The following is a 24,903-nucleotide window of genomic DNA, read 5'->3' on the forward strand; positions in this document are numbered from 1 at the left end:
GGCCCGTGAGCGCAGCGACTAGGCCGCCGCGGGGATATTGAGCGTGGCCAAGAGCGCGCCGACGCGCTGGCCGATGTCGTCACGTACCTCCCGCACAACCTCAATCGGCTGGCCGGCGGGGTCGGTGAGTTCCCAGTCCTCGTAGCGCTTGCCCGGAAAGATCGGGCAGGCGTCGCCGCATCCCATGGTGACGATCACGTCGGCCGCCCGGGCAATCTCATCGGTCCACGGCTTGGGGTACTCGCCGGTGATGTCGATACCGATCTCGCCCATGGCCTCGATGACGGCGGCGTTGGTTTCGAGACCCGGGTCGGAGCCGCCGGAGAACACGTCGACGCGGCTGCCCGCAAGGTGCCGGAGCCAGCCGGCCGCCATCTGGGAGCGCCCCGCATTGTGCGTGCACAGGAACAGCACCGCAGGTACGTCGAGCGAGCCGACTTCGAGACGCTTGAGCGCTCGCAAGCGGTCGCGGGTGAAGCGTTCGATCAGCAGCGGTAGCCAGTCCAGCAGCCTCGCCCCGGCCTTGAGCTTCGTGCGTGAGTCGAGCATGTAGCGCTCGATGGTCTCGGCATTGAAGACGCCATCGAACTCGTCGCGCAGCCGAGCCGAGCCCTGCTTGATCAGCAGCAGCTGCTCGGTGGTGAACTCCGGCAGGCCGACCTCGTGGTCGCTAGCCGTGAAGTTGCGCGGCGCAGCGCTGTCCGATGTCGAGTTCGTGGACATAGGTGCTCCTGGGTGTGCGGCCGCGCAGCTGCCGCCGCGCGGCATCCGGCTCAGCGTCGTAGGTAAGCGGCGACCGGGAGCGGGATCAAGCGATGTCGCGGCATCGTTGGCCGATGTTTCCGCGATGTTTGCGTTAGGCATCGCTGCGCCTCCACGGTCCGCAATGCACCGGGCGAGGCGGCGTCGCCGATCGGCTCGGCCTCCTAGCGTGATCCTGTGGCGCGCTCGCTCGATCTCAACGTGGTGCTGACTGGCTTCATGGGGACAGGCAAGACCACCGTCGGTCGGTTGGTCGCACACGAGCTGGATTGGACGTTCATCGACACAGATGACGTGATCGTGGCCCGGCACGGACCGATCAACGCCATCTTCGCCGAGCAGGGCGAACGTGCTTTCCGAGCACTCGAGCGGGAGGTGGCTGCCGAAGCTGCCCGCAGTCGGCAGCACGTCATCGCCACTGGCGGTCGGATGCTTCTCGACTCGGCCAATGCCGACGCGCTGACCGCCACGGGTCGCGTCTTCTGTCTCGCCGCCAGTGTCGACGAGATCCTCCGCCGCCTGAGGGCCGATGTCGATGGCCCGGTGCGGCCATTGCTTGCGGGCGACGACCCGGCCGCCGCAGTTGCCCGGCTCCTCGACGAGCGGGCCGCGGGCTACGGGCAGTTCGAGCAGGTCCACGCAGCGGGCCGCTCACCGCAGGACATAGCGGCAGACATCATCAAGCGCCTCGAAGCCTGACCCGCGACAGCACGTTTGACCGGCTGTCGAAAGCCGGCGGATCGTCAGGGGATGCTCAGTCGGAGGCGACGATGCCGCGCTCGGTCAAGTCGGCGATCTCGCTCTCGTCCAGGCCGAGCAGATCGCCCAGCAGGGCTGCTGTGTGCTCGCCGGCTCGTGGCGCGGGGCCGCGCACGCCCACGTCGGGAGAGTTGTGCATACGGAACGGAGCGGCGATCGTCTCGAAGTCGCCGGCCTCTGGGTGGTGAATTGTCTCGAAGGCGCCGGTTGCGCGCACCTGCGGATCCTGCGCTGCTTGCGCCGTGTCGTTGATCGGCGCCCAGATGCAGCGGTGCTCGTCCAGCCGGGGCATCCAGTAGTCGGATGGCTGTGACTTGAGCGTGTCGTCGATGTCGGCCAGCAGTGCGCGCATCGCCCGGAATCGCTGCCGGCCGGTCTGGTAGTCGGGATTGGACAGCAGGTCCTCGCGCTCGATGGCCTTGCAGAAGCGTTCCCATGCGTCACCGGTGTCAGGCATCGTGAAGTGCAGCCAGCGCCCGTCCGCGCACTCGAAGGCTTCGAGCATGGGCGACAGGCCGCTGTCACGATGACGTTCGGTGTTCGGTCGACCGTCCACCAGCGAGGTGGACATGTCGATGGCGATGGTCCAGGTCGCAGTGCGCAGCAGCGACGACTCCACCACCTGGCCCTCGCCGGTCACATCCCGGGCTCGCAGCCCGGCCATGATCGCGCCGAAGAACGCCAGGCTCGTGGTGTGGTCTCCTTGGCCTGGCCGGGCGTGCGGCGGGGCGCCTCCGGGAGGCGTCGAGGCGCCGTACAAGCCCGACCGTGAGAAGAAGGCCGTCACGTCGTAGCCCGGCCGGTCGATCTCGTCTCCGACCTCCCCGTAGCCAGACAGCACGCCGATCACCAGGTCGGGCTTCAGCGCCATCAGGTCGTCGGTGCCCAGGCCGAAGCGGTCGCGGCGCTCGGGCAGCAGGTTCATGACCACGACATCGGAGGCCGCGACCAGGCGTCGCGCAATCGCTGAGCCGTCGGGATCCTCGAGGTTGAGCTGGATCGACTGCTTGCCTCGGTTGATGAACTGGAACGCCACGTCAGGGTTGTGGACGCCGTCGGGCACTTTGGCCTGCTTCATCAGCCCGCGGATCGGATCGCCTCCGATCGCCTCCACCTTGATCACTTCGGCACCGAGGTCGGCCATGATCGCCACGGCCGACGGCGCGGCCGCGAAGTTGGCGAACTCGGTGACCCGGATGCCCTCGAGGGGTGATGTCATCTCCGTTGCTCCCGTATGTCGGTAACGATGAACTCGGTCGCCGGCTTGGCGGGCAATCCGCCCATCGCACGGCACGCAATGGTCGGCACGGTGCGCCCTTCGTGCACGGTCACGGTCCACGCACGCCCTGCGGATGTTGCGATCACGTCGACCTCCCAGGCGTCAGGGGTGCGTCGGAAACGCACCTCGCGCGCCATGGATTCGAGCGACCACCCGATCTCGGCCAGCACCGCCCGCTCGCCCACCTGGGCGGGCCCGGTCGCAGCCCCCCACCAGCCGCGACAGCGTGGCGCCAAGGCGGATGCGTCCGCGGTCCGATCCAAGATGGAGGCCAGTTCACCGGCCTCGATGCCGGCCCACATGCGGCCGTCGGGCAGTGTCATCGCGGTGGGGGCAAATCGATGCCCCCCGGTGTGGCTGACCCGGTACACGGAGACCCGCCCGCTGGCTGTCGGCGCGCCCGGATAGGGCTCGTTGACGTCTGCGCGGCGGTAGGCCCGCAGCGCGCCCTCGAAGTCGGCTGCGAGGCGGGAGCCCTCGCTGCCGCAGCACACGTCGTGGCTGCCCTGGGTGCAGATCAGCACTGCCCGCTCGTCTTCGGTGCAGCCGAGCGATGCGAATCCCTGCCCGTCGGGAATCGGGTCGGATGGCAGGTTGTGCTCAAGGTGTGCGAAGAGCTGGCGCAGTCCGGCGGGGTCGGCGGCTTCGAAGTACGCGGACTGGATCCCGGCACCGGCACGCGAATGGAGCACGACAGGAATCCGGTCGGACCTCGTGCGCTCGTCCGGCGGCACCGTGGCGAGGACGCGCGTCGCGCCCGTCGCCAGATCGATCATCGGTCTGAATCCCTCCAGCAGGCCGGAGGCGAAGACCGGCTTTGGCCAGGGCAGCGGTGTTTCGATCAGCGCAACTGCCCCGGCGCTGATTGCGGTTCCGCCGGGGTCCGTGCCGATGCCGGCAGCGTGCGCGGAGCAGCGCGGCGCCTCGTCGGCAGCCGGCAGCAGCGCGAGCACATCGGGCTCGAGCGGTGGCAGAGCACCCTCGGTCGGCTGCGCCGGTCGGGACGCTGTTCCCTCCGGTGCCGCTGCCATCGGGCCAGCATAGGAAGCCGTTCTGGCTGCGGCCTGATGAACCCTGCGCCGAGCGTGCGTCCCCCGAACCGTCGGCAGAGGTTCACCATGGCGCTGCCCAGGCGTTGTGCGGGCTCGCGGTAGGTTCGGGTACGTGCCGTGGTGGCTGTGGTTGCTGATCAGCGTCGGGGCCTTTCTTGGGATCGTGTTCATTCACGACAGCATTCAGAAGCGGCACTCGATCCTGCGCACGTACCCGGTCATCGGCCATCTCCGTTTCCTGCTGGAGAAGATCGGCCCCGAGCTGCGGCAGTACATCGTCGCTCACAACGAGGAGGAGCGGCCGTTCAACCGGGACGAGCGACGCTGGGTGTACTCGACAGCCAAAGAGCAGAACACGTACTTCGGCTTCGGCACCGATGACGAGATAGACAAGCCCGGTCACATCACGTTCCGCCACAGTCCTTTCCCGCTGGGCCGCACCGTGCCGGTCGATGCGCCGCTGCCGTGCGGCAAGGTCATGGGCGCATGGAGCAACCGAGCCAAGGCATTCCGCCCTGCTTCGATTGTGAACGTCTCGGCAATGAGCTTCGGATCGTTGTCAGGCACGGCGATCGAAGCGCTCAACCGCGGGGCGAAGATGGCCGGCTGCATGCACAACACGGGCGAGGGCGGTATCTCGAAGTACCACCGCAGCGGCGGCGACCTGGTCTTCCAGATGGGAACCGGCTACTTCGGGTGCAGGAACCCCGACGGCACCTTCTCGATGGATCGCCTGCTGGAAACCGTCGAGGGGGCGCCGGTTCGCTCCATCGAGGTGAAGCTGTCCCAGGGCGCCAAGCCCGGTGTCGGAGGATTGCTGCCCGGGGCCAAGGTGAGCCCCGAGATCGCCGAGGCACGTGGCGTCCCGGTCGGCAAGGACGTGGTGAGCCCCAGCCGGCACTCTGCATTCGGCAGCGTGGCCGAGCTGGTGAACTTCGTGGAAGAGGTGGCCGGGGCGACCGGTCTGCCGGTAGGCATCAAGTCGGCGGTGGGCCAGGAGGCCTTCTGGACCGAGTTGGCCCAGCACATGGCCGAGACCCGTCGTGGACCGGACTTTGTCACGGTGGACGGTGCCGAGGGCGGTACCGGTGCTGGGCCGCTGGTGTTCACCGATCACGTGGCATTGCCGTTCTGGCGGGCGTTCGGAGTCGTGCATCGCGCCTTCGGCGAGGCCGGCCTGACCGACGAGATCGTGATGATCGGCTCTGCCAAACTCGGCTTTCCGGCCCCGTCCGCGCTCGCGTTCAACATCGGCGTCGACATGATCGGCGTGGCCCGCGAGCCGATGATGGCCATCGGCTGCATTCAGGCGCAGCGCTGCCACACCGACCATTGTCCCACCGGCGTGGCAACACAGAACAAGTGGCTCTCTCGCGGCCTCGACCCGACGCTGAAGAGCGTGCGGCTCGCCAACTACGTCGTGGGCCTGCGCAAGGAACTGTTCCGGCTGGCCGATGCATGCGGAGTGCCCCACCCGGGGCTCATCGGGGGCGACAACGTCAACGTGGTGAGCCCCTTCGGCGACCTCATCCCGGCGCATCATGCATTCGGCGTGACCCCGGAGCGCACGCACAGCCCAGCCCGCATCGCCGGCCTGCTGGAGGCCGTGAACGCACGGGCGGCCAAGGACGCGCAAACCGACGCCGAAGCGCTGGCAAACTCTCTCGCATCGGAATCGTCAGCAGGCGCTGCCTAGTCGCAGCCAGCCCCGCCATTCGCGTCGAGGAGGAGCTATGAGCCGCCCCTATGGCCACCCGATCCAGGCCAGTTCGCACGCCGCCGAGCGCATCACCGACGAGCACAAGGCGGTGTTCGCCGCAGACGGCGTGGTGAAGGTGACCCATGCGGTGTCGGACGGGTGGGTCGAACGGGTGCTCGAGGTCGCCGACCAGCAGCTGCGCGAGCCCGGCAAGTGGGTGTCAGATACGAATCCGGGAGCGTCGGAGAACCGGCTGTTCACAAGCCGGTACCGCTGGGACATCGATCCGGTCATCGGCGATTTCGTCTTCAACTCGGGCATGGCGCAGATGGCCGCGGCGCTGATGGAATCGGATACCGCCCGCTTCTATTTTGACCACCTGCTCATCAAGGAGCCGCGGACCGCCAACCCCACGCCGTGGCATCAGGACATCCCCTACTGGCCCTTCTTGGGCAAGCAGATCTGCTCTGCGTGGGTGGCGATGACACCGGTGACCGTGGCCGAGAGCTCGCTCGAGTTCGTGCGAGGTTCGCACGGCTGGGACGCCTACTACGCACCCGAGTCCTTCGACGGCACGAAGGGCTTCATGGCTGACTTCGAGGGCGAGAAGATGCCCGATGTGGAGGCCGACCGGGCCGCGTACGACATCATCGGGTTCGACGTCGAGCCCGGCGATGCGCTGTTCTTCTCGTCGTGGATCATCCACGGATCGCCGGGCAATGCCGGCGATCACCGGCGCGTGGCACTGTCCACCCGCTGGCTGGGCGACGACGCAGTGTGGTACCCCCATCCGGGGTGTGATCCCATCGTGGGCGATGACGACACGACATCGGTAGCCGGCGAATATCCCGCTGACAACGACAAGTTCCCGCTCGTCGCGGCATAGCGCAGCCGCTGTCCGCCGAACTAGTAGCAGTGACTACTAGGGCGAGAGTAAGTTTGGGGGATGGACTATCCAGCCTCCGTTACCGTCGAACCCTCAGAGCGCGTGGCGAACTGGCGTCCGCTGGTCCACTGGATCATGCTGATCCCGCACTTCGTGATCCTCGCCGTGTTCCACATCGTGGCTTGGCTGCTCGCGATCTTGACCATGCTCGCGGTTCTCTTCACCGGCAAGCTGCCAGCAGGCATCGCGAGCTTCCAAGTGATGTACATCCGCTACTACCACCGTGTGCTGTCGTTCGTGCACATCATCCATGACCAGTACCCGCCGTTTGAATTCCCTTCCTCGGCAGAGGATCCGGGCGGTTTGCCGGTGGCGGTGAACATCGCAGTGTCGTCGGGGAGCCGCAATCGTCTGGCAGCACTGTTCCGTCCGATCTACGGGTTGCCGCAGATCGTTTTCGTAACCGTCTACTCGTATCTCGTGGTTGTGGTGGTCACTATCGCCTACCTCATCATCCTGTTCACCGGCCGCTGGCCCGCAGGCATGCGCAGCTTCGTGATCGGCTTCTACCGGGCCCACACGCGCTACTTGGCTTTCATGTACATGCTCACCGACAAGTACCCGCCCTTCAGCGCCGCCGCATAGAGCCTGTTCTCGCCCGCCGCTCGACCATGCATCGAGCGTTCCGGGCTTCCAAGTAGGTTCGGCGGCATGGCTTACCGGTTCTCCGCGATTTAGGGGGGAGTGAGGGTTTTGAGGAGGGTCCAGTCGGGTTTTCCGGCATAGAGCAGCGCGCGGATTCGGAAGTTGTCGAAGTTGGTGAATCCGAACGCGACTCGTTTGACGCGTTTTGCGAGGTTGTTGGCTGCCTCGGTGGGTCCGTTGGTGGCTCGGGAGGCGTGCCAGTTGGTGATCTGGGGGCGCCACGCGGCCAGGGTGCGTCCGAGACGGTTCAGCTCGGGGCTGTACGCGTCGTCTTGGAGATCGCGGGCGAGCTCGTCGAGCGCGGCTGTGGCCCAGCGGCGTGTGGGCACCTGGTAGATGTCCCGGACGGCCTCTTTGGCCAGCCATGCGTCGCGCACCTCGCCGTGGGGGTCGCCGGCGGCGAGCAGGCCCTGCAGCTTCGCCTGTCCGGCTCGGGCGACGCGTTCTTTGGCCATGACGAGCAGCTTGCGTATCCGATACAGCGGATCGTGCTTGGTGCCGCGTCCGCCCAGGGTGTCGTTCTGGACGCGTCGGCGCACCTCGTCGAGGACGCTGTTGGCGAGCCGCACGACATGGAACGGGTCCGCGACCTGGCGGGCGTGCGCCAGCGCGTCGCCGAACGCCTTGCGGTAGGGCCCCGACAGGTCCAGCACCGCCCAGCGCACCGCACGACGCCATCCCGGAGGCCGGCTGCGCAGCCACGCCGCGGCGGCGTTGGCAGTCCGACCAGGGAAGACATCGAGCAGGCGGCCCCTGCGGACGTCCACCGCGGTGGTTGCCCACGTCTTGCGCCGATAGCGGCCTCGCCGCACGACGAGAATCTCGTCCATCCCCAGCGCGGTCACCCCGTCGAGGCGGCCCCGGTCAGCGTTGAGCAGCGCTTCGCCCCAGCGCCGCACCGAGGCCATGACCGTGTGCCAGCCGCAGCCCAGCTCCGCGGCCACCGCTGCGATATCGCGTCCCGCGCCCGCCTGGCGGGTCGCCCAGCGAGCCGCCCGGGCCGTGAGCAGCCCACGCGCAGCCCCGATCCGGGAGTCCTGCTCGGTCCACGACCCCACAGCGCAGGCCGCATCAGGACAGCGCCAGCGACGCTTGTGCCACACCAGCCGCACCGGCCGCCCGAACACCGGCAGATCCACCAGCACCACACAGCGGGACCCCTTCGACCACGCCCGCCTGCCGCACGACCCGCAGCACGGCCGGTCCCCGCCCAGCCGCACATGCACCCCCAACGGCCGCCCAGCCCGGTCGACAACACCGACCACCTCCACGCCGGGGCCCAAGCCCACCAGCACACGATTGACACGCGTAGGGTCAGCCTCCACAGGGATCCTCCAGCACTCGGAAGCATCAACACCTCCGATTCTGGGGGATCCCTCCCATTCAGGCCCGCACCCTCACACCCCTACTGCCCCCTCAAACGCGAAGAGCCGGCTTACCCGGCTTCCGTCACCGTCGAGTCACCGGAGCGGATCGCCAACTGGCGACCCTTGGTCCACTGGCTGCTGCTGATCCCGCACCTCATCATCTTCGAGATCCTGCAGCACATTGCATGGCTGCTCAATCTGTTCGGTTGGCTCGCCATCGTCTTCACCGGCAAGTTGCCCAAGGGCTTGGCGGATTTCCAGTCCATGTATCTCCGCTACAGCGTCCGGCTGTACGCCTACTTCGACTTCCTGCACGAGCGGTACCCGCCCTTCGAGTTCGACATGTCTGCGCCAGAACCCGGAAGCACACCGGTCGCCGTCGACATCGAGCCGCAGCTCACCGACCGCAACCGGCTTACGGTTGCGTTCCGGCTGATCCTGGTCATCCCGGCTCTGGTGTTCACTGCGATCACTGGTCTCATCACAGTGGTTCTGGTCGTACTTGGCTTCTTCGCTGTGCTGTTCACCGGCCGTTGGCCCGCAGGCATGCGCGGGTGGGTTGTCTCGTGGTTCGGGGTGAATCTGCGCATGAACGCCTACCTGCATCTGCTGACCGATCAGTATCCACCGTTCAGCCTCGACGCGTAGTTCCCAGCGCCAGCCGGCAGCGAAGCCGAGTCCGCTGCACCGTTCGTCGCATATCGCAGCGGCATCCGCCCCGGCGTGCCGGTGTGCCGCGGGGCTACCGTTCGGGCGGTGATCGAGGCCCGAGGTGAGCGACTGCGATGAGTGAGATGACCGGCGGCGAGGCCGTCGCAGCGACGCTGGCACGCTTGGGTGTGCGGCACGTCTTCGGGATCGTCAGCGTGCACAACCTGCCGATGTATGAGGCGCTGTCGGTGCGTGACGACATCGAGGTGGTGAAGGTCCGCCATGAGCAGGCCGCCGCGCACGCTGCTGACGCCTACTACCGCGCTACCGGCGAGATGGGCGTGCTGCTCACTTCCACCGGCCCCGGCGCAGCCAACGCTGTGCCTGGCTTGTACGAGGCGTCGTTCACCAGCTCGGCTGTGCTGATGGTGACGGGTCAGACCGAGTCCCGCTTCTACGGGAAGGGAAAGGGCTTCCTGCACGAGAACGACCAGCAGGTCGACATGCTGCGCTCGGTGTGCCGCAGCGTTGCATCGGTACGGCACCCCAGCGAGATCTCGGCCGAGATCGCCCGCGTCGCGGACGACATCCGCACCGGTCGCCCGCAGCCCGGTGCTGTGGAGATCCCGATCGATTTCCAGTACGCCAAGGTCGGCAGCGGATCTATCGCCGGCTCATCGGAGGTGCCCCGCCTTCGTCCAGATGCATCGTTGCTCGACGATGCTGCCGAGCGATTGGCAGCATCGCAGCGGCCGCTCATCTGGGCCGGTGGCGGGGTCGTCAGCGCCGATGCGTCAGCGGAGCTCACCGCATTGGCTGAGCGTCTGGGCGCGCCGGTCGTGACCACCATCGAGGGCCGCAGTGCCCTGAGCGAGCTGCACCCGCTGTCGCTTGGCTTCCGCTCGGACCGCCCCCAGATGGCTGATGTCTTCGCTGAAGCCGATCTGCTGTTGGCCGTGGGCACCCGGTTCCAGAACTACGCAACCCGGGTCTGGGCGCTGCGTTTGCCCGACGAGCTGATCCACCTTGACGCCGACCCCGGCGTGATCGGTCTCAACTACCCGGCGTCGCTGGCTGTCGTCGGCGATGCGAAGCTCAGCCTGGCCGGGCTGCTCGAGCGGCTGGGTGACGGCGCGCCCGCCGTCGACGACGGCTACGTCGAGCGGGCCCGCAAGCACCGCGCCGCCGACATCGAGGCGATGCGGGACGAGATCGGACCCGACCACGCGGCAATTTGCGACACAATCCGCCGTCTGCTGCCCGATGAGGCCCGCATTGTGCGTGACACCACCGTGCCCGGCTACATGTGGGGCAACCGGCTGCTGCCGATCGTGGCCCCGCGTACGTCAATCCGGGCGGCGAACGCGGCGATCGGCCCCGGCGTGCCGATGGCGGTCGGTGCGGCGCTCGCCACCGGCCAGCCGACCGTCGTGATCCAGGGCGACGGTGGGCTGATGCTGTCGGTAGGGGAGATCTCGACGCTCGCCGAGCACGGCCTGCCCGTCATCGTGTGCGTCTTCAACGACGGCGGCTACGGCGTGCTGCGCATCATCCAGGACGCCCTGTGGGATTCCCACCACGGCACCGAGATCGGCGGCATCGACTTCGTCGCTGTGGCTGAGGCCATGAGCGTGCCGGCCCAGCGGGTGCGCAGCGTTGCCGAGTTCGAAGCTGCCTTCGGCGAAGCGGTTGCCCGTGCCAGCGGCGAATCAGGTCCTGTTGGACCGTCGCTGATCGACATCGACCTCACTGCGCTCATCCCGATCACGTTCCCGCTGCCCGCCCACCAACGCCGGCGCGACGACTGATCGCCAGCCCAGCGGGCGGGGCCGCGCAGTGCTCAGAGGCCAGAGATGTCGGTGTCGGGGTCGAAGAAGGTGCGGCCGGCCAGCTCCATCACCGGCATACCCACCATGAAGTGAGCCGAGGCCGTCTGGGCATCGCGCAGGTGGCGTTGCAGCGGGGATGCTTCGAAGACGGCCGTGCCCCCGACGGCGGAGTTCATGGACTGGATGACTCGGAGGCTGGTCTGCATGGCATGGGTGGTCGCCGTGCGCAGGTCGCGGCGCTGCTCAAGATCGGACAGGCCGTGCTGCGCCCGCTGCCACGCAGCGTCAATCGACGCATACAGCAGATTTCGCGCAGCACGCACTTCGGTGTCTGCCACCGCGACGGCACTGTGCAATGCCGGCCGTTGGCCCAGCGTGCGCCGCGAGCCCTGGGGCACCTTCGACTTGGCGATGTCGATGACTTCGTCCACGCTGGCCCGGGCCATCCCCAGAGCGATTGCTCCGATTGGCAGCGCCAGCAGACCGAACAGCGGCATGCGGTACAGCGGCTCGGCGGCGTACGACGACTTCAGGATGGAGCGTTCGTAGGCGATGCGTGACGCAGGAAGCCACACCTCGTGAGCTTCGAACGTGCTCGATCCCGAGCCGCGCAGACCGCTTGTGTACCAGTCGTCGTGGAGCGCGATGTCGTCGGGCCGGAAGAACGCCCGGCCGAGCGCCGGCTGGGGGCCGTCGCCAGCGCGACCAGCGGCATTGCCATCGACGATCTGCACGCCGCCCGAGATCCACGCAGCGTTGTGCGATCCCGAGGCCCATGCCCAGCGGCCGCTCACCACGTACCCGTCGGAACCGCCAGGTCCCTGTGCAGCCGAGGCCGTTCCCGAGTGTGCGAACACCCCGGCGGTGATGACATCGGGATTCTCGAGCACCTCCGCGAGCTGGGCCGGTTCGAGCGCGGCGAACATGATCTGCGACGTCGCGCCGATGAACGTGCACCACGCTGCGGAGGCATTGCCCATGGCCAGCACTTCGCTGATCTCGGCGACCATCGCCGGTGGAAGGCCCAGCCCGCCCAGCTCGGGAGGCACCAGCGTCCGGTAGAAGCCATCGGCGGCCAGCGCATCGGCCAGGTCCTGCGGCAGCTGCCGCAGCCCGTCGATCTCGGTGCTGCGCTCCCGCAGCGTCGGGCCCCACTCGGCGGCCAGCTTCAGCAGCTTGTCACTCATGACGTCGCCACCGGCGCGCACTCGAACGGCACGCCCAGCTCGTCGCCGACCCGGCGGAGCGAGCGCACCACCGACGCCGGATAGCTGACGGTGCCAGCAGCGGCACGCCGGTCCATCTCGAGCTGTTCAAGCTCGCCCGGCAGATAGACGGTCTGACCCGGCAACACGTCTTCTTCTCCAGCAGCGCGGATCTGGGCAACCATGTCCTCGATGTCGTCGTAGTAGCCGTCTCGATCGCGGAACACGCCCGGGTCCGTCAGCAGGAAGAACTGCCCTCGCCGCCCCACCGCCACATCGCCGGTGTGGGCCGATCCGGCCAGGATCCCTGCGGCGATGTTGGAGGCCGTGATCATGCCGATGCCCTTGTATCCGCCGATCGCAGGCACGATGCCGCGCATCGCCACGTCGGGATCAACCGTGGGATTGCCGTCGCGGTCCAGGAATCCCCACTCCACCGGGATCTCGGCACCCTCCGAGCGAGCCCGCAGCACCTTGCCGAGCGCCACGGGTGTGATGGCCATGTCGAGCACGATCGGCGGCTGGTCACGACGGGGGAACGTCCACACGATCGGGTTGTTGCCAAACAGCTTGCGGCGGCTGCCGAACGGCGCCAGGTTCGGCACCGAGGTGGTCGTGCCGTAGCAGACGAACCCGGCCTCAGCAGCGTGGTACGGGTAGTTCGCGCCGCACCCCCAATCGTTGGAATTGCGGATCACGCCCACCACCAGCCCGCTGTCGCGAGCCGCCTCGATGAGCTGCTCCATGAAGCGGGTGATCACCAGCTGGCCGAGACCGTGGTGCCCGTCGGCCACCAGCACGGACGGCGTGCGGGTGACGATCTCGCACTGTGCAGTCGGGTCGGTGGTGCCGTCGCGGAACCAGCCGACGTACCAGCTGACCCGCTGGAACCCATGGGTGTCCACACCGCGCAGGTCTGACCACAGTTGGTTGTCCACCACCGTCGCCGCGTCCGCAGGTGCCATTCCGGCGGCGACATACGCGTTGATGCCCCACGGGCGCAGCTCGTCCAGCCGGAACGACACGGGCGCTGTCTCGTCGCCCGCAGCCGGCCGGTCGTCAGGTATCCCCCGCGGCAGTGTCTCGCCGCTCGCCGTCTGCTCGCTCATCTCGTTTCGCCTGCCTCCATATCGAACCGTACGCGAGTGTGTACACCGGCAGCCGCGGCTTCGCGCCGGACGGACATGGGAATGAGCGAGTCAGGAAAATGATGTGGACTCCGAGCGACGATGTGCGATGCTGCCGGAGTGAGCCAGTTGCAGCAGGCCCAATTCGCCAACATGGGCGCCATGGCGCAGCCCGATGCTGTGCTCACCCGCTTGGAGGAGCGGTTTGAGAAGCTTCGATCGACGCTTGTCGCTGACCATCCCGGTCAGTGGGCGCTGCTCATCGACCGCGGTTCAAGACTGGTGCCGCTGCTCCAAGTGTTGGACGACGAATGGGACGCGATTCGCGCTGGCTATGCCGACCCCGCCGCCCGCCGCTTCTGCGTCAAGCCGATCCTTGAGGCCGACCCAGAGTTGATGGTGAATTCGTTGGGTGCCCGGCATTGAGTCCGCGGCTGCCCCATGGCCGCTGACGGCCCGCATCACCGGCAGCGGCGCACGCGTCGATTTCGAGTTGAACGCCACGGCCGTCGACGTGCAAGAGCATCGAATGGTCGCGCGCCCGCTGCCGCTGCCAGTCCGCGGCAGGGCACTGATCGACACCGGTACTCAGATGTCCCTGATGAGCGACCGCATCGCGCAGGCACTCGGCCTTGACCCGACGCGCACAACGGTGCTGCGCACCGCCGCCGGTCGGACTACCGCTCTCTGCTACGCCGTTGCGTTCTCATTCGTGTCGCACGGAACCGTCATCGGCAAGCCTCAAGACCTGATCGTCGGGCGTGCCGACACGCTGCAAGAAGACATGCTGCTTGGCCTCGACGTGCTCCGTCGCAGTCGCATGGAATGGAACGGCCCCACCGCCACTGTTCGCATATTCCGGCACGGCTAGGCCGTCGGCCCGTCTCCGACGGCCTTGGCCGCCGCCGTCAGGGCCTCGACTATTCGCCTGCCGAGTCGCTTGAAACCCAACTCGGCGGCAAGTTCCGAGATCAGATCGGCTTGGGTACGAAGCAGCGTGTCCCGCTTGATCCAGCGGGCGAGGGCCACCAGTTCGGCGTGCGTGTAGTCGCCGATGTTCCGCCTTCCCGGCGAGCCGACACGGGCGACGTTTGGCCTGGCACCGCGAGATGCGGGCGAGGTGACAGGCCGCATTGCCGACGAACTCGCCGATCGCTGTGGCTTTCACGGAGCGTCCGCAGCAGAAACCGCCTCGCGCCAAGCTTCTTCTGCCTTGTCGAGTTCGGCTTCGGAGTCGGTGAACCATGAGGTCGACCAGATACGGTGAACGCTCCAGCCCTTGTCTTCAAGCACCTGCTGGCGGATGCGGTCTCGATCTCTGGCGGTCGCGCCGGAGTGGTAGCTGGCACCGTCGGCCTCGAGAAGGAGCACCATCAGCCCCGGCTTGTCGGGATGGGCGCACCCGAAGTCGACCCGGTAGCCGGCGACGGCGAATTGCAGCGTGGCGGGAATGCCGCGACGTTGCAGGCCGCGCTGTACCGAGAGTTCGAAAGGGTTGAGCGGTACATCATGTGCGGCCGATCCGAGCACCTCGCATCGGGAATCGGCGTACTCCAGGTACTGACGCAGGAGTTGTACGCCCCGCGCTGACGAACGATCAGGTGCCATGTCGCGATGACTGAACGAGGAGACGAGCGCTAAACGTGAGCGGGCCCTGGTCACGGCAACGTTGAGACGCCGCTCGCCGCCTTCCTGATTCAACGGACCGAACCGGTACAGCAGCCGCCCGTTGGCGTCCTTGTGGTAGCCGACGCTCAGCACGATGGCGTCCCGTTCATCGCCCTGAACCCGCTCGATGTTCTTCACGAAGAAGCGCTCCTCATTGGCTTCGGAGAAGAAGGCATCCAAGGACTGATCTTCGAGGTCGCGCATGAGCCGGCTGAGCTCGCCTTCTATGGCGTCGGCGTGGGCTTGGCCGAACGCGATCACGCCGAGAGTCTCGTGCGGCGAGGTGCGTGCGTGTTCCAGCACGCGCTCGGCCACATAGCGGGCTTCGTCGGGATTGGAACGCGTGCCGTTCGCTGCGGCGAGCGCGCGGAACTCGACCTCGTGGTGCGTCACTGGCGGCGCTGCGTCTGTGCCGGGGAACGTGGTCAGCGAGCCGCTGTAGACGTGCTTGTTCGAGAAGGCGATGAGGCGGTCGTCGCGGCTGCGGTAGTGCCACGTCAGCATTGCGTCGCGAAGGAAGACGTCAGCGAGATCAAGCAGAGACTCCACGTCCCCTGTCGAGAAATCGGTGTCATCTTCGACGCCTTCATGGTCGTAGGACTCTCGTCCGAAGAACGTCGTGGGCGGCAGCTGACGGCTGTCTCCGGCGATGACAGCTTGACGGGCCCGTGCGAGGCTGCTGATGGCCTCAGCCGGCGGGATCTGGGACGCCTCGTCGAAGATGACCACATCGAAGAGGCTCGACTGCATTGGGATCATCTCGGCGACGAGCACCGGCGACATCGTCCAGCACGGGCGCAGCGCGGTCAGGACATGCGGGGCGTCGGCAAGCAGACGGCGGATGCTGCGATGACGGCGCCGCTTCGCAGCTTCCTTGCGAAGGATGTCAGCCTCGCTCGGGTGTGCGTCCATTGCAGCGACGACATTCTGTGCGACCTCGCGCCGGAGGCGCATCGGATTGGCAGCGAGGTGATCCCGATCGAACTCGGCGAATTCGCTCAGCAAGCGAGTTGCGCGGTCGCTGTCGAAGTTCGAGATTCGAGGGTCGGCGAACTGGATCTCCTCGAGGACTTGGCTCAGCCAAGCGCGCTCGACCGCCTCCGCGGCCTTGCTCGGGGAACACTCATCGTCAAGCGAGGCGAGAACGTCTGTGACGCCGGATGCGTGCAGGTCTGATTCCAGTTCACGCAGCCGAGGCAGACGCTGGGCAGCGTGCGCGTCTGCGGCGAGCGCGCCGATGTCGGCCGACAGCTCTGCCCACGACCGAGCTTCGGCAGCGGCCCGGTCGATCAACCCGGTTTCGGCGAGCTGGACCAGCGCCGACAGCGCTTCGGCTGCTGCTGTGAGCGCGGCATCGAGGTCAACGGGTGGTCGGGGCAGGCCATCGGTGCCGAGCTCGGACCACGTCGACCGCTGGTGCAGTGCCTGTTCCACAATCTCGTCTGCCTCGTCTGCCCCCAGCCGCTTGCTGCCGCCGTCGAGCAACGTGTCCTCGACAGTCCTGCGGCACTGCCGCAGCTTGCGCGAGAACGCCTGGGTGAGCTTCCACGAGCCGCGGGCTCGTGCGAATTCGGCGTTCAGCGCAGCCAGATCAAGGAGATACACGTCGGGGCTGCAGCGTTCGAGCAGCGCCCGAATCTCGCCGAAGAGGCTCAGGACATCGGCTCGATCGGATGCTTCTGTCGAGACGGGCATCCCGACGCTCTCGAGACAGGAGCGGATTTCGCGGTCGGCAGCGGGGAGCAGAGTGTGTGCGGCGCTCCGCAGCGTCTCGAGCGCTGCCTGGGCTTCGGACGGCGATGTGACCGTGCTGTTGTGCCAGCGCGGGTGCTGCTTGGGAAACAAGGGGCCGCCGAGTTCGACCCACTCGGTGATTCGATTCTCCAGCGTGCGCCAGTCGTCGCGATCGATTCGCCGAGCGGCGTCGCCCCCTAGGCGCTGCTCTGAGCGGGCCGGTGGATCATGGGCCAGCAGCCGTTCATAGATCTCCCACACGCTGAGGTTCCATGGCTCGCGGGCTTCGTGGAGCGCCGCCGACATCGCGAGCAATTCGCCCCTTCGAGCCGCCAACTGGCCATGCAAGTCGGCATAGTCCTGAGCGGGGATCTTGCTGACATTGTCGAGCGACGCAGCCAAGTTGGATGCGAAGTCGCGGCGAGACGTGACGCCGCCGTGCAAGTCCATGACCAAATCGCCCAGTGCGGCCTGGTTCAACCGCTTGGTGACAGCCTCGATGGCGGCTCGCTTCTCGGCGACGAAGAGCACTCGTTTGCCGCGGGCAGCGAGCGCTGCGATGAGGTTGGAGATGGTCTGCGACTTGCCGGTTCCGGGTGGTCCTTGGATGACCAGCGACTCGCCGCCGAGCACTTGATTGATGGCTCGATGCTGGCTGGAATCGGCGTCGAGGATCAGGAACTCCGATTCGAGAGGATCGGCATCAGGCTGGCTGGGACTCGGGTCGCACACCTGAGCGCTGAGCGCATCACGGGCGTGTGCGACCCCTGCGATTGCCGCCACGAGATCGTTCTGTGCGAGCGCCTCGGTGTTCTGTTCGAGGTCGTGAACCAGCGGCATCGTCGAATACGAGAAATTGCCGCACACGGCCCGTGGCGTGATGGCGAATCCCGGGAGCTCGCTCCATGCGCCGGCCAGCTGGTCGAACAGCTCATCGAAGGCTTCGAGCGAAGCGGGAGGATCCTCGGCGAGGTCGGCTTCAGTGTCGTCGGTGTCGATGCTGTGCTCGCTTCGCAAGATGTGTGCAAGAACCGGGTTCAGGTGCGCGTCGCCGGCCACCGAGACCTCGTAGTCGCGTGTAGCGGCTCCCGTCGGTGCCGTGTGCAGCGGCACGAGGATCACCGGTGCATTCGGTTCCGTGCCCTGATCGACATTCCACGTAGCGAGGCCGATTCCCGCGAAGCAGGTGTCGATGCCCTTCTCTTCCAGATTGGTCAGCGCTGTCTTGTGGATGTTGGTCATGCGCCGTCGAGCATCATCCAACGGCGTCGCAGCGTCCGGCGCCGCCGCCGTTGCGAAGAGTTCGCTGAGGCGCACCGTGCGACCGGCCAGCAGCCGGTCCAGTGCAGGCGCGCTCAGCCCTGTTTGCCCGCCTGGGGTGAGATCGAGCGTGCCCGTCCTCAGGTCTCGATAGTTGCGCAGTCGATTGCGCCCGCTCGTGTCCAAGAGCTCGCGCTGCCACCGCTCTGCCGCTGAGCGCACGGCATCAAGACGCTGGTCGTCGAGCGACATAGTCGCGGCATCGTAGCCAAGCCCTGCGAGACCGCTCTCTGGACCGGTTGTGCTGTCCGTCGAGTGCCGACCAACTTGGCCTCGAATGAGCGGGGGCGACCCCGCACACCACTACCTGAGACTCAACCTCGGCTCTTCAGCGGCTGATTGCCAATCGCGGCGTCGGCGAGGCGAAAGTTTGTTGACGAGGGTTCGTGCAGATTGTTGATTAGTGACCCGACAGATTGTCGATGACAACGGTGGCGAAATCCTCGGTGCCCGCAGTGCCGCCTTGGTCGGGCGTCAGGTGCTCGCCCGCTTCGTACACGGTCGCAAGTGCTCGGTCCAAGCGGTCCGCCGGAGTCTCGAGCCCCAGATGGCGCAGCATCATCTCGGCCGATTCGAGCGTGGCGGTCGGGTTGATGATGCCCTGCCCGACGATGTCGGGCGCTGTGCCGTGCGCCGATTCGAAATACGCCCACTCGTCGCCGTAGCAGCCCGAGGGCGCCAGGCCCATGCCTCCGATCGTGCCGGCGCCCTGGTCGGACAGGATGTCGCCGTAGAGGTTGGGCAGCAGCAGCACGTCGAGCTCGTGGGGCCGCACCACCAGCCGGTGCGCCATGTCGTCGATGATGAACTGCTCGTATTCCAGGCCGGGGTACTCCTGCGCCACCTCCCGAGCGATGTCGCAGAACCACCTGTCGGTCGCGGGAAGCATGTTCGTCTTGGCCGAGACGGTGAGCTTGCCGCCCCGGCTCAGCGCCAGCTCGGCGGCGAAGCGGGTGACCTGCTCGGTGCCGGGGCGGGTGATGATCTTCGCAGCGAAGCGTCCGTTGGCGGCATCGGGCGGGACGCGAGAACGGCCCTCGGCCAGACCCGCATCGAGCAGTCGTTGCGCCGGGCCCATCACCCCGACATACATGTCCTCGAGGTTCTCCCGCACGATCACGTAGTCGATGCCCTCGGGCCGGGCCAGCGGCGAGGCATAGCCGGGCCGCCAGCGCACCGGTCGCACGTTGGCGTAGGTGCGCTTGCCCCAGCGCATGAAGCCCGCCCCCGGCGTAGTGCCGTTGGACGAGCCGAAGAGCACCGTGTCCGCGGCGTCGATGTGCTCGCCGACCAGCGACTCGCGCTCGTCGGGCGTCAGTGCCGCCAGCTCGTCGCCCACCGGCACATGGTCCCACTCGATCGGCAGATCCAGCGCGTCCAGCACTCGAAGCGAAGCCGACATCGCCTCGGGGGCCGCATCGTCACCCGGAATCACGCACACGCGGTGCCGCCGCTGCTCGGTCATGCGTGCCGACGCTACGCGGCGGGGCTCGCGGCCGCGTTGGCCACTGCAGCTATAAGCCGGGCTTGGTGACCATCACGGCGATGGCGGCCACGATCACCAGGTTGCTTGCCATGGCCCACATCTCGGCTCGCCGCCGCAAGCGCACGGCGTCATCGGCCCGTTTGTCGCCCGCTTCCAAGGCCTCGGCCAGCTTGGCGCTCGTCGGCCGCAGCGCCCCGTGTGCGATGCCTGCCCAAGCGAAGTAGAGGATGAACGCAGTCGTCACCCAGTCCTGCCGAAGATCCCACCGGTCATCGATGAGCACGGCGACGAGGCCGGCGATGCCCGCGAGGTACGCCGCCATATCCGTCAGCCGGTTCGACGCGAAATCGAACGACCGCCGTACCACGCCGGCGGCATCGGGGCCGTCGGTCCACGCCCGGCGCAGCATCACTGTGCCGAGCGCGCTCCCGCCGAAACCCACCACCGCGCCGACCAAGTGGACGACCAGCACCGCCTGATACCAGCCGGAATTGAAGCTCGCGCCTACAAGCGATCCGCCGACAGTCATGACCGCGAGTATCGCTCGCTCTGGAGCGAAAGCGGCAGCGGCCCCGTGTGGGAAATGCGAACCCGGGCGAAGCTCAGTGTCGGGGCAACTTCGGGGCGGTGTTCAGTCCGCCGGTGGCGCCAGGGTGTCCTCGATGAGCGTCTGCATCACCTCGTGCAGCGCCTCGGAGCTGTCAGCTCCGGCTTCGGTTGCCGCGCTATAGGTGGCCAGCTGCCGATCCGCCGAGGTGCCTCGCTGGCAGATCGTTCGCAGGTGCTCGATCTCGGCGACGCAGTCGAGGGATTCAGCGTCTGGGCGCACCATGTCCACGATGCGCTCGACGGCGCGGGGCACCGGTTCCAGTTCCCCGCTCTCGAAGTCGATCAGTTCGCCCTCAATGCCGTGCCGCTCCGCCAGCCACTTGTTCTGCCCGACCAGGAAGTTGCTGTGCTCCCGCCAGCTCAGGTGCTGGATGCGCAATCGCCACAGCATCCGCAGCAGACATGCGTACGCAGCCGCCACAGCGACGGTGTCTTCCATCCTGGTCGGCAGGTCGGTGACCCGCATCTCCAAGGTCGGGTAGGAGTTCGAGGGCCGGATGTCCCACCACACCTTGGAGGCGTCTTCGATGACGCCGGCGCGCACCAGCACGTTGATGTGCCGCTCGTACTCGGCCCACGAGCTGAAGCGCTCGGGCAGGCCCGTGCGCGGCAGCGTGCAGAAGACTGCCGATCGGTAGCTCTTGAGCCCCGTGTCTTCGCCGCGCCAGAACGGCGACGACGTGGACAGCGCCAGCAGGTACGGCAGGAAGGCAGTCATCTGGCCCATCAGGTCGATGCGCAGCTCAGGGTCCTCGATGCCGACATGGACATGCAGCCCCGAGATGATGAGCTGTCGTGAGACTCCTTGGAGATCCGCGGCGAGCGCCCGGTAGCGCTCCTTGTCGGTGATGTGCGCTTCCTCCGCACGGGCGCTGGGATGGGTGGAGGCTGCGATCGGCGCCAGCCCGTACTCGGCGGCGGCTTCCGTCACGGCTAGGCGCAGGAGGCCAATGTCCGCTCGCAGGCTGCGGAAGTCGTCGCAGATGCCGGTTCCGATCTCGATCTGCGCGCTGAACAGTTCGGGGCTGACCTGCCCGTGACGCAGTTCGGCCACCCGCTCGATCAGCCCCGGAGGCTGCTCGACGACCAGCTCGCCGCTCTCGCGGTCGACGAGGAGGTACTCCTCCTCGACACCCATCGTCCAGCTCGGTTCGTCCAGCACTGCGGCCGATGATTGCAGATGCAGCGGGCAGCGTCGGCGGCCAACGACCAAAGCAGGCTTCCACTGCAGCACGGGCCGTAGTCTCGGGCACTCCGGCTGCCGCCCACGAAAGGCTCGCATGACTGATCGCCAGATTCATATTCGAAGCTGCTCGCTGTGCGAGGCGATGTGCGGGCTCGAGGTGCATCACGCTGACGGCGAGGTGAAGCTCATCCGGCCGAACCGCAATGACGTCTGGTCCAAGGGCTACATCTGCCCGAAGGGCACCGTGCTCGGCCACATGTACGCCGATCCCGATCGCGTGCGCAGGCCGCTGATCCGCGGAGCGTCCGGCGAGTTCGCCGAGGCCAGCTGGGGAGCCGCCTTCGAGCGCTGTGCCGAGCTGATCAGCGGCGTCCGGGACAAGTACGGCGTCGAGGCGATCACCGCTTACCTCGGCAATGCCACTGGCTTCAACTATTCGATCAGCCGCTACGCCGGCATGTTCCTGCAGCTGGCCGGGATACCGACCGTGTACTCGTCGGGCACGGTCGACACGTGGTCCAAGAACGTGTGCTGCCAGCTGATGTACGGGCATTCGTGGCGCATCCCGGTGCCCGACATCGATCGCACCGACTTCATGGTCGTGCAGGGCGCCAACCCGTCCGCCAGCCAGGGCAGCTTCATGGGCTGCCCCGACGTTCCCGGGTCGCTGGACCGAGTGCGCGAGCGGGGAAAGGTGGTGGTCATCGATCCGCGCCGCAGCGAGACCTGCGCGCACGCCGATCAGTGGCTGCCGGTGCGGCCCGGCACCGATGCGCTGCTGCAGCTCGCCGTGGTGAACGTGCTGTTCGACGAGGGCCTCGTGCGGCTCGGGCACCTGGCCGATCGGCTCAAGGGTGTGGACGAGGTGCGGGCCATTGCTGCGGAGTTCCCGCCGGAGCGGGTGGCCGGAGCGTGCGGTGCGGACGCCGGGGCGATCCGCGCCCTGGCCCGCGAGTTCGCCGCCGCCGAGCGGGCAGCGTGGTACGCCCGCATCGGCACCTGCAACCAGGAGTTCGGCACGCTGGCGTCGTGGCTGCCAGACGTCATCTGCGCGCTCACCGGCAACTTGGACGCGGTCGGCGGGATGATGTGGGCGAAGCCCGTGGCGTGGTCGATGCTGCAGCAGGACTGGGGCTTCGAGGGCGGATTCGACCGCTGGCGGAGCAGAGTCCGCGACATCCCCGAGGTGCTGGGGCAGTTCCCGATGGGATGCCTCGCCGAGGAGATCGACACGCCCGGCGAGGGTCAGCTCAAGGGGCTGGTGGTGGTGGGCGGCAACCCCGTGCTGTCGGCCCCCAACTCCGAGCGCCTCGACAACGCCTTGCCGCTGCTGGAGGCAATGATCTCGGTCGACAACGCGCTGAACGAGACCTCCCGCCATGCCCATGTCGTGCTGCCGGGGCTGGCAGCGCTGGAGCAGCACTTCTACTCCGAGATGCTGTGGGGCTGGGCCAAGCGCTCGGCGGCGAAGTATGCGCCCCCGCTGTTCCCGCCTTCCTCTGATCGGCCCGACGAATGGGAGATCCTGACGCGGCTCGGTGCGATGTGCGCAGGCCTGGGAGAGGTGAACGTCGCAGAGTTCGACGACCTGTACTTCTCGGCCTTGGCGGAACTCGCCGGCGTGGATCCGGCGGTGGCACTGGAGGCGTCACCCGAGCCTGGTCCCGAGCGGTTGAACGACCTGGCCATCCGCACCGGCCCGTGGGGCGACCGCTACGGCGAGAACCCCGACGGTTTGAACCTCGACAGGCTGAAGGACTTGCCGGACGGGCTCGACATGGGCCCGATGGTCCCGCAGGTCGACGACATCGTCGTGCACCCCGACGGCAAGATCGACCTCGCGCCTGAGCGCATCACCTCCGACGTCGAACGCCTCGAGGCGAGCCTCGACCGATCTGATGCTGCGCTGAAGCTCATCAGCCGGCGCCACGTGCGCTCCAACAATTCGTGGATGCACAACGTGGAGGTGCTGGTGCGGGGCAAGGACCGCTGCACGCTGCTCATTCACCCTGACGACGCAGCCGATGCCGGCGTGGCAGACGGCGAGCTCGCCAGGGTCTCGTCGTCGAGCGGCGCCGTCGAGGTGGCGGTGGAAGTCAGCGACCAGATGTACCCGGGCGTCGTGTCACTGCCGCACGGCTGGGGGCACGACAAGCCCGGAACCCGCCAATCGGTGGCGAGCCGCTACGCCGGGGTCAACTACAACCTGCTGGTCCCGCCCGACTTCGTCGATGTGCCCTCGGGCAACGCCGCTGTCAACGGTGTGCCGGTGACAGTCGCACCGGCATCTGGCGTGCCGGCTTGACCGACCGTCGCGGGCCCTTCTCGGCCAAGGGCTTCCTGCCGCTCTGGCTGAGCGGTCTGTGCTGGCACTGGAGTCGCTGGGCCATCGCGTTCCTGGCCGGATACCACGTCAACGTCGTCACCGGATCGCCCCGGCTGGTGCAGCTCACGGGCACCGTGATGTGGGCGCCGCTGCTGCTGGGCGGCGCCATGGGCGGTGTCATCTCGGACCGCTTCGACCGGCGCCGCACGGTGCGCTGGCAGACGGCGCTGTTGATCCCGCTGGCTGTCATCGTCGGGCTGGCCGAGCGAGCGGGCCAGCTCGGCTTGTGGCTGCTCTACCCGTTCCTGCTGTTCGCAGGCGTCGGCTGGGTCGTCGACATGACCAGCCGGCGTGCGCTGCTGCTCGACATCGTCGGACCGCAGCGGATCGGCGGGGCCATGGCCTGGGAGACGATGGCGCTCGCGTCAGGTCTGGCTGCTGGGCAGTTGCTCGGAGGCGTCATCACCGGCCGAGCGGGTGTTGGGACCGCGTTCTTGGGCATCGCCGGGGTGTTGTGCGTTGCCTTGGTGCTGCTGATGTGGGTGCCGAAGGTGGCCCGAGTCGCGGTCGAGGAGGCGCGCTCGTCGGTCGGCGCCGAGCTGCGGGCGGGTCTGCGACTGGCGCGGACCAATCGAGGTCTGGCAAGCATCCTGGGTGTCACCGTGATGGCGAACTTCTTCATGTTCGCCTACTTCCCGGCGGTGCAGCTCATCGGCAAGGAAGTCGATGCGACGGCCTCCCAGATCGGACTGATCGGTTCGATGACGGGCTTCGGCATGATCACCAGCTCGTTCATCACCTCGGTGGCCAGCGCTCGGCGCTGGGGGATCCTCTACGTCAGCGGCGTGTTCATCACGATGGCCATGCTCATCGTGTGGGCGCTGTCGCCCAATGTGCCCGTCGCCGTCGTGACGCTGTATCTCGCGAGCTGCGGCAGCGGCCTGTTCGCGGCGACCCAATCCACGCTGGTGCTCACGGTGGTGCCCGAGGCGATGCGCGGGCGAGCCATGGGCCTGCTGTCGATGGCCATCGGAGCGTTGCCGATTGGCACCTACCTCCTCGGCGAGGTTGCTCAAGCGCTCGGGCCGCGCACGGCGGTCATCACCATGGCCTCGATGGGGTTCGTGGCACTCACGTTGTGGCTCGTCTGCCGACCCGAGGTGGTGCGACCCAACGACCCGACCGCTTGAGATGGCGCGGACCGAGCGCCCGACGGCCGTTCGCTACGCTGCGGCGAGGTCACGCGCCAGTGA

The 24,903-nt window shown here is 67.4% G+C and carries 21 protein-coding genes; 10 read left to right on the plus strand and 11 right to left on the minus strand.

Annotated features, from left to right (window positions below):
• Positions 1-18: 18 nt before the first annotated feature.
• The gene (locus ACOGW9_RS12755) at positions 19-723 is read right to left on the minus strand and encodes a three-helix bundle dimerization domain-containing protein (RefSeq protein ID WP_419911816.1); all 705 of its coding nucleotides are present in this window, start codon (positions 721-723) and stop codon (positions 19-21) included.
• Between the two features lie 216 nt (positions 724-939).
• On the opposite strand from ACOGW9_RS12755, the gene ACOGW9_RS12760 reads away from it, so the two are divergent.
• Positions 940-1,461, plus strand: coding sequence for a shikimate kinase (locus ACOGW9_RS12760; protein WP_419911818.1), 522 nt, complete (start codon positions 940-942; stop codon positions 1,459-1,461).
• Positions 1,462-1,516: 55 nt separating this feature from the next.
• Here ACOGW9_RS12760 and ACOGW9_RS12765 read toward each other — a convergent pair whose 3' ends face one another.
• Both ACOGW9_RS12765 and ACOGW9_RS12770 read right to left on the minus strand, forming a co-directional pair.
• Positions 1,517-2,740 (minus strand): CaiB/BaiF CoA transferase family protein, encoded by a 1,224-nt coding sequence (locus ACOGW9_RS12765; RefSeq protein WP_419911820.1) that lies wholly within the window; start codon positions 2,738-2,740, stop codon positions 1,517-1,519.
• Positions 2,737-3,831: a sucrase ferredoxin gene (locus ACOGW9_RS12770; protein WP_419911822.1), complete on the minus strand. Its 1,095-nt coding sequence runs from the start codon at positions 3,829-3,831 to the stop codon at positions 2,737-2,739. Before ACOGW9_RS12770 ends, ACOGW9_RS12765 begins: the two co-directional genes overlap by 4 nt.
• 133 nt (positions 3,832-3,964) lie before the next feature.
• On the opposite strand from ACOGW9_RS12770, the gene ACOGW9_RS12775 reads away from it, so the two are divergent.
• Genes ACOGW9_RS12775 through ACOGW9_RS12785 form a run of 3 tightly spaced genes read left to right on the plus strand, consistent with a single transcriptional unit; the run spans position 3,965 to position 7,082 of the window.
• Positions 3,965-5,548, plus strand: a complete 1,584-nt coding sequence (locus ACOGW9_RS12775; RefSeq protein ID WP_419911824.1) for an FMN-binding glutamate synthase family protein — start codon at positions 3,965-3,967, stop codon at positions 5,546-5,548.
• 37 nt (positions 5,549-5,585) lie between these two features.
• Positions 5,586-6,437, plus strand: a complete 852-nt coding sequence (locus ACOGW9_RS12780) for a phytanoyl-CoA dioxygenase family protein (RefSeq protein WP_419911826.1) — start codon at positions 5,586-5,588, stop codon at positions 6,435-6,437.
• A gap of 60 nt (positions 6,438-6,497) precedes the next feature.
• Positions 6,498-7,082: a DUF4389 domain-containing protein gene (locus ACOGW9_RS12785; protein WP_419911828.1), complete on the plus strand. Its 585-nt coding sequence runs from the start codon at positions 6,498-6,500 to the stop codon at positions 7,080-7,082.
• A gap of 89 nt (positions 7,083-7,171) precedes the next feature.
• Here ACOGW9_RS12785 and ACOGW9_RS12790 read toward each other — a convergent pair whose 3' ends face one another.
• Complete coding sequence (locus tag ACOGW9_RS12790; protein ID WP_419909489.1) at positions 7,172-8,467, minus strand: ISL3 family transposase; 1,296 nt, start codon at positions 8,465-8,467, stop codon at positions 7,172-7,174.
• A 165-nt stretch (positions 8,468-8,632) separates the two neighbouring features.
• Between ACOGW9_RS12790 and ACOGW9_RS12795 the strand changes: the two genes are divergently transcribed.
• Both ACOGW9_RS12795 and ACOGW9_RS12800 read left to right on the plus strand, forming a co-directional pair.
• The gene (locus tag ACOGW9_RS12795) at positions 8,633-9,157 is read left to right on the plus strand and encodes a DUF4389 domain-containing protein (RefSeq protein ID WP_419911829.1); all 525 of its coding nucleotides are present in this window, start codon (positions 8,633-8,635) and stop codon (positions 9,155-9,157) included.
• A 137-nt stretch (positions 9,158-9,294) separates the two neighbouring features.
• Positions 9,295-10,968, plus strand: a complete 1,674-nt coding sequence (locus ACOGW9_RS12800; protein WP_419911831.1) for a thiamine pyrophosphate-binding protein — start codon at positions 9,295-9,297, stop codon at positions 10,966-10,968.
• 32 nt (positions 10,969-11,000) lie between these two features.
• On the opposite strand, the gene ACOGW9_RS12805 is transcribed toward ACOGW9_RS12800, so the two are convergent.
• On the minus strand, positions 11,001-12,176 hold the full coding sequence (locus ACOGW9_RS12805) for an acyl-CoA dehydrogenase family protein (RefSeq protein WP_419911834.1): 1,176 nt from the start codon (positions 12,174-12,176) through the stop codon (positions 11,001-11,003).
• On the minus strand, positions 12,173-13,303 hold the full coding sequence (locus ACOGW9_RS12810; RefSeq protein ID WP_419911836.1) for an Ldh family oxidoreductase: 1,131 nt from the start codon (positions 13,301-13,303) through the stop codon (positions 12,173-12,175). The genes ACOGW9_RS12805 and ACOGW9_RS12810 overlap by 4 nt, the downstream gene beginning before the upstream one ends.
• Positions 13,304-13,441: 138 nt before the next feature.
• On the opposite strand from ACOGW9_RS12810, the gene ACOGW9_RS12815 reads away from it, so the two are divergent.
• A complete protein-coding gene (locus ACOGW9_RS12815; RefSeq protein ID WP_419911838.1) occupies positions 13,442-13,747 on the plus strand; it encodes a hypothetical protein in 306 nt (101 codons plus the stop codon).
• Positions 13,734-14,192, plus strand: coding sequence for a retropepsin-like aspartic protease (locus ACOGW9_RS12820; RefSeq protein ID WP_419911840.1), 459 nt, complete (start codon positions 13,734-13,736; stop codon positions 14,190-14,192). Before ACOGW9_RS12815 ends, ACOGW9_RS12820 begins: the two co-directional genes overlap by 14 nt.
• Here the strand turns inward: ACOGW9_RS12820 and ACOGW9_RS12825 are convergent.
• The 5 genes from ACOGW9_RS12825 to ACOGW9_RS12845 all read right to left on the minus strand — a co-directional run bounded on the left by ACOGW9_RS12825 (position 14,189) and on the right by ACOGW9_RS12845 (position 21,297).
• Positions 14,189-14,455, minus strand: coding sequence for a hypothetical protein (locus ACOGW9_RS12825; RefSeq protein WP_419911842.1), 267 nt, complete (start codon positions 14,453-14,455; stop codon positions 14,189-14,191). The genes ACOGW9_RS12820 and ACOGW9_RS12825 overlap by 4 nt on opposite strands.
• A gap of 30 nt (positions 14,456-14,485) precedes the next feature.
• Positions 14,486-18,235 (minus strand): AAA domain-containing protein, encoded by a 3,750-nt coding sequence (locus tag ACOGW9_RS12830; RefSeq protein ID WP_419911844.1) that lies wholly within the window; start codon positions 18,233-18,235, stop codon positions 14,486-14,488.
• Between the two features lie 208 nt (positions 18,236-18,443).
• A complete protein-coding gene (locus tag ACOGW9_RS12835; protein WP_419911846.1) occupies positions 18,444-19,508 on the minus strand; it encodes an isocitrate/isopropylmalate dehydrogenase family protein in 1,065 nt (354 codons plus the stop codon).
• Between the two features lie 49 nt (positions 19,509-19,557).
• Complete coding sequence (locus ACOGW9_RS12840) at positions 19,558-20,058, minus strand: DUF2269 family protein (RefSeq protein ID WP_419911848.1); 501 nt, start codon at positions 20,056-20,058, stop codon at positions 19,558-19,560.
• A gap of 102 nt (positions 20,059-20,160) precedes the next feature.
• A complete protein-coding gene (locus ACOGW9_RS12845) occupies positions 20,161-21,297 on the minus strand; it encodes a carboxylate-amine ligase (RefSeq protein WP_419913075.1) in 1,137 nt (378 codons plus the stop codon).
• 121 nt (positions 21,298-21,418) lie between these two features.
• Here ACOGW9_RS12845 and ACOGW9_RS12850 point away from each other — a divergent pair, with 121 nt between their 5' ends.
• A complete protein-coding gene (locus ACOGW9_RS12850) occupies positions 21,419-23,629 on the plus strand; it encodes a molybdopterin-dependent oxidoreductase (RefSeq protein ID WP_419911850.1) in 2,211 nt (736 codons plus the stop codon).
• On the plus strand, positions 23,626-24,840 hold the full coding sequence (locus ACOGW9_RS12855; RefSeq protein WP_419911852.1) for an MFS transporter: 1,215 nt from the start codon (positions 23,626-23,628) through the stop codon (positions 24,838-24,840). The genes ACOGW9_RS12850 and ACOGW9_RS12855 overlap by 4 nt, the downstream gene beginning before the upstream one ends.
• The last annotated feature ends 63 nt before the right edge of the window (positions 24,841-24,903 follow it).

The organism is Candidatus Poriferisodalis sp. (assembly GCF_965203655.1).
In the GTDB taxonomy this organism is placed as follows: Bacteria; Actinomycetota; Acidimicrobiia; order Acidimicrobiales; family Poriferisodalaceae; genus Poriferisodalis.

What these genes read in the sequence shown, in the direction of transcription:
- ACOGW9_RS12770 (WP_419911822.1), bottom strand. Translation starts at nt 3,831, where the DNA reads ATGGCAGCGGCACCGGAGGGAACAGCGTCCCGACCGGCGCAGCCGACC.
- ACOGW9_RS12850 (WP_419911850.1), top strand. Translation starts at nt 21,419, where the DNA reads ATGACTGATCGCCAGATTCATATTCGAAGCTGCTCGCTGTGCGAGGCG.
- ACOGW9_RS12805 (WP_419911834.1), bottom strand. Translation starts at nt 12,176, where the DNA reads ATGAGTGACAAGCTGCTGAAGCTGGCCGCCGAGTGGGGCCCGACGCTG.
- ACOGW9_RS12825 (WP_419911842.1), bottom strand. Translation starts at nt 14,455, where the DNA reads ATGCGGCCTGTCACCTCGCCCGCATCTCGCGGTGCCAGGCCAAACGTC.
- ACOGW9_RS12830 (WP_419911844.1), bottom strand. Translation starts at nt 18,235, where the DNA reads ATGTCGCTCGACGACCAGCGTCTTGATGCCGTGCGCTCAGCGGCAGAG.
- ACOGW9_RS12810 (WP_419911836.1), bottom strand. Translation starts at nt 13,303, where the DNA reads ATGAGCGAGCAGACGGCGAGCGGCGAGACACTGCCGCGGGGGATACCT.
- ACOGW9_RS12765 (WP_419911820.1), bottom strand. Translation starts at nt 2,740, where the DNA reads ATGACATCACCCCTCGAGGGCATCCGGGTCACCGAGTTCGCCAACTTC.
- ACOGW9_RS12780 (WP_419911826.1), top strand. Translation starts at nt 5,586, where the DNA reads ATGAGCCGCCCCTATGGCCACCCGATCCAGGCCAGTTCGCACGCCGCC.
- ACOGW9_RS12755 (WP_419911816.1), bottom strand. Translation starts at nt 723, where the DNA reads ATGTCCACGAACTCGACATCGGACAGCGCTGCGCCGCGCAACTTCACG.
- ACOGW9_RS12840 (WP_419911848.1), bottom strand. Translation starts at nt 20,058, where the DNA reads ATGACTGTCGGCGGATCGCTTGTAGGCGCGAGCTTCAATTCCGGCTGG.
- ACOGW9_RS12835 (WP_419911846.1), bottom strand. Translation starts at nt 19,508, where the DNA reads ATGACCGAGCAGCGGCGGCACCGCGTGTGCGTGATTCCGGGTGACGAT.
- ACOGW9_RS12785 (WP_419911828.1), top strand. Translation starts at nt 6,498, where the DNA reads ATGGACTATCCAGCCTCCGTTACCGTCGAACCCTCAGAGCGCGTGGCG.
- ACOGW9_RS12800 (WP_419911831.1), top strand. Translation starts at nt 9,295, where the DNA reads ATGAGTGAGATGACCGGCGGCGAGGCCGTCGCAGCGACGCTGGCACGC.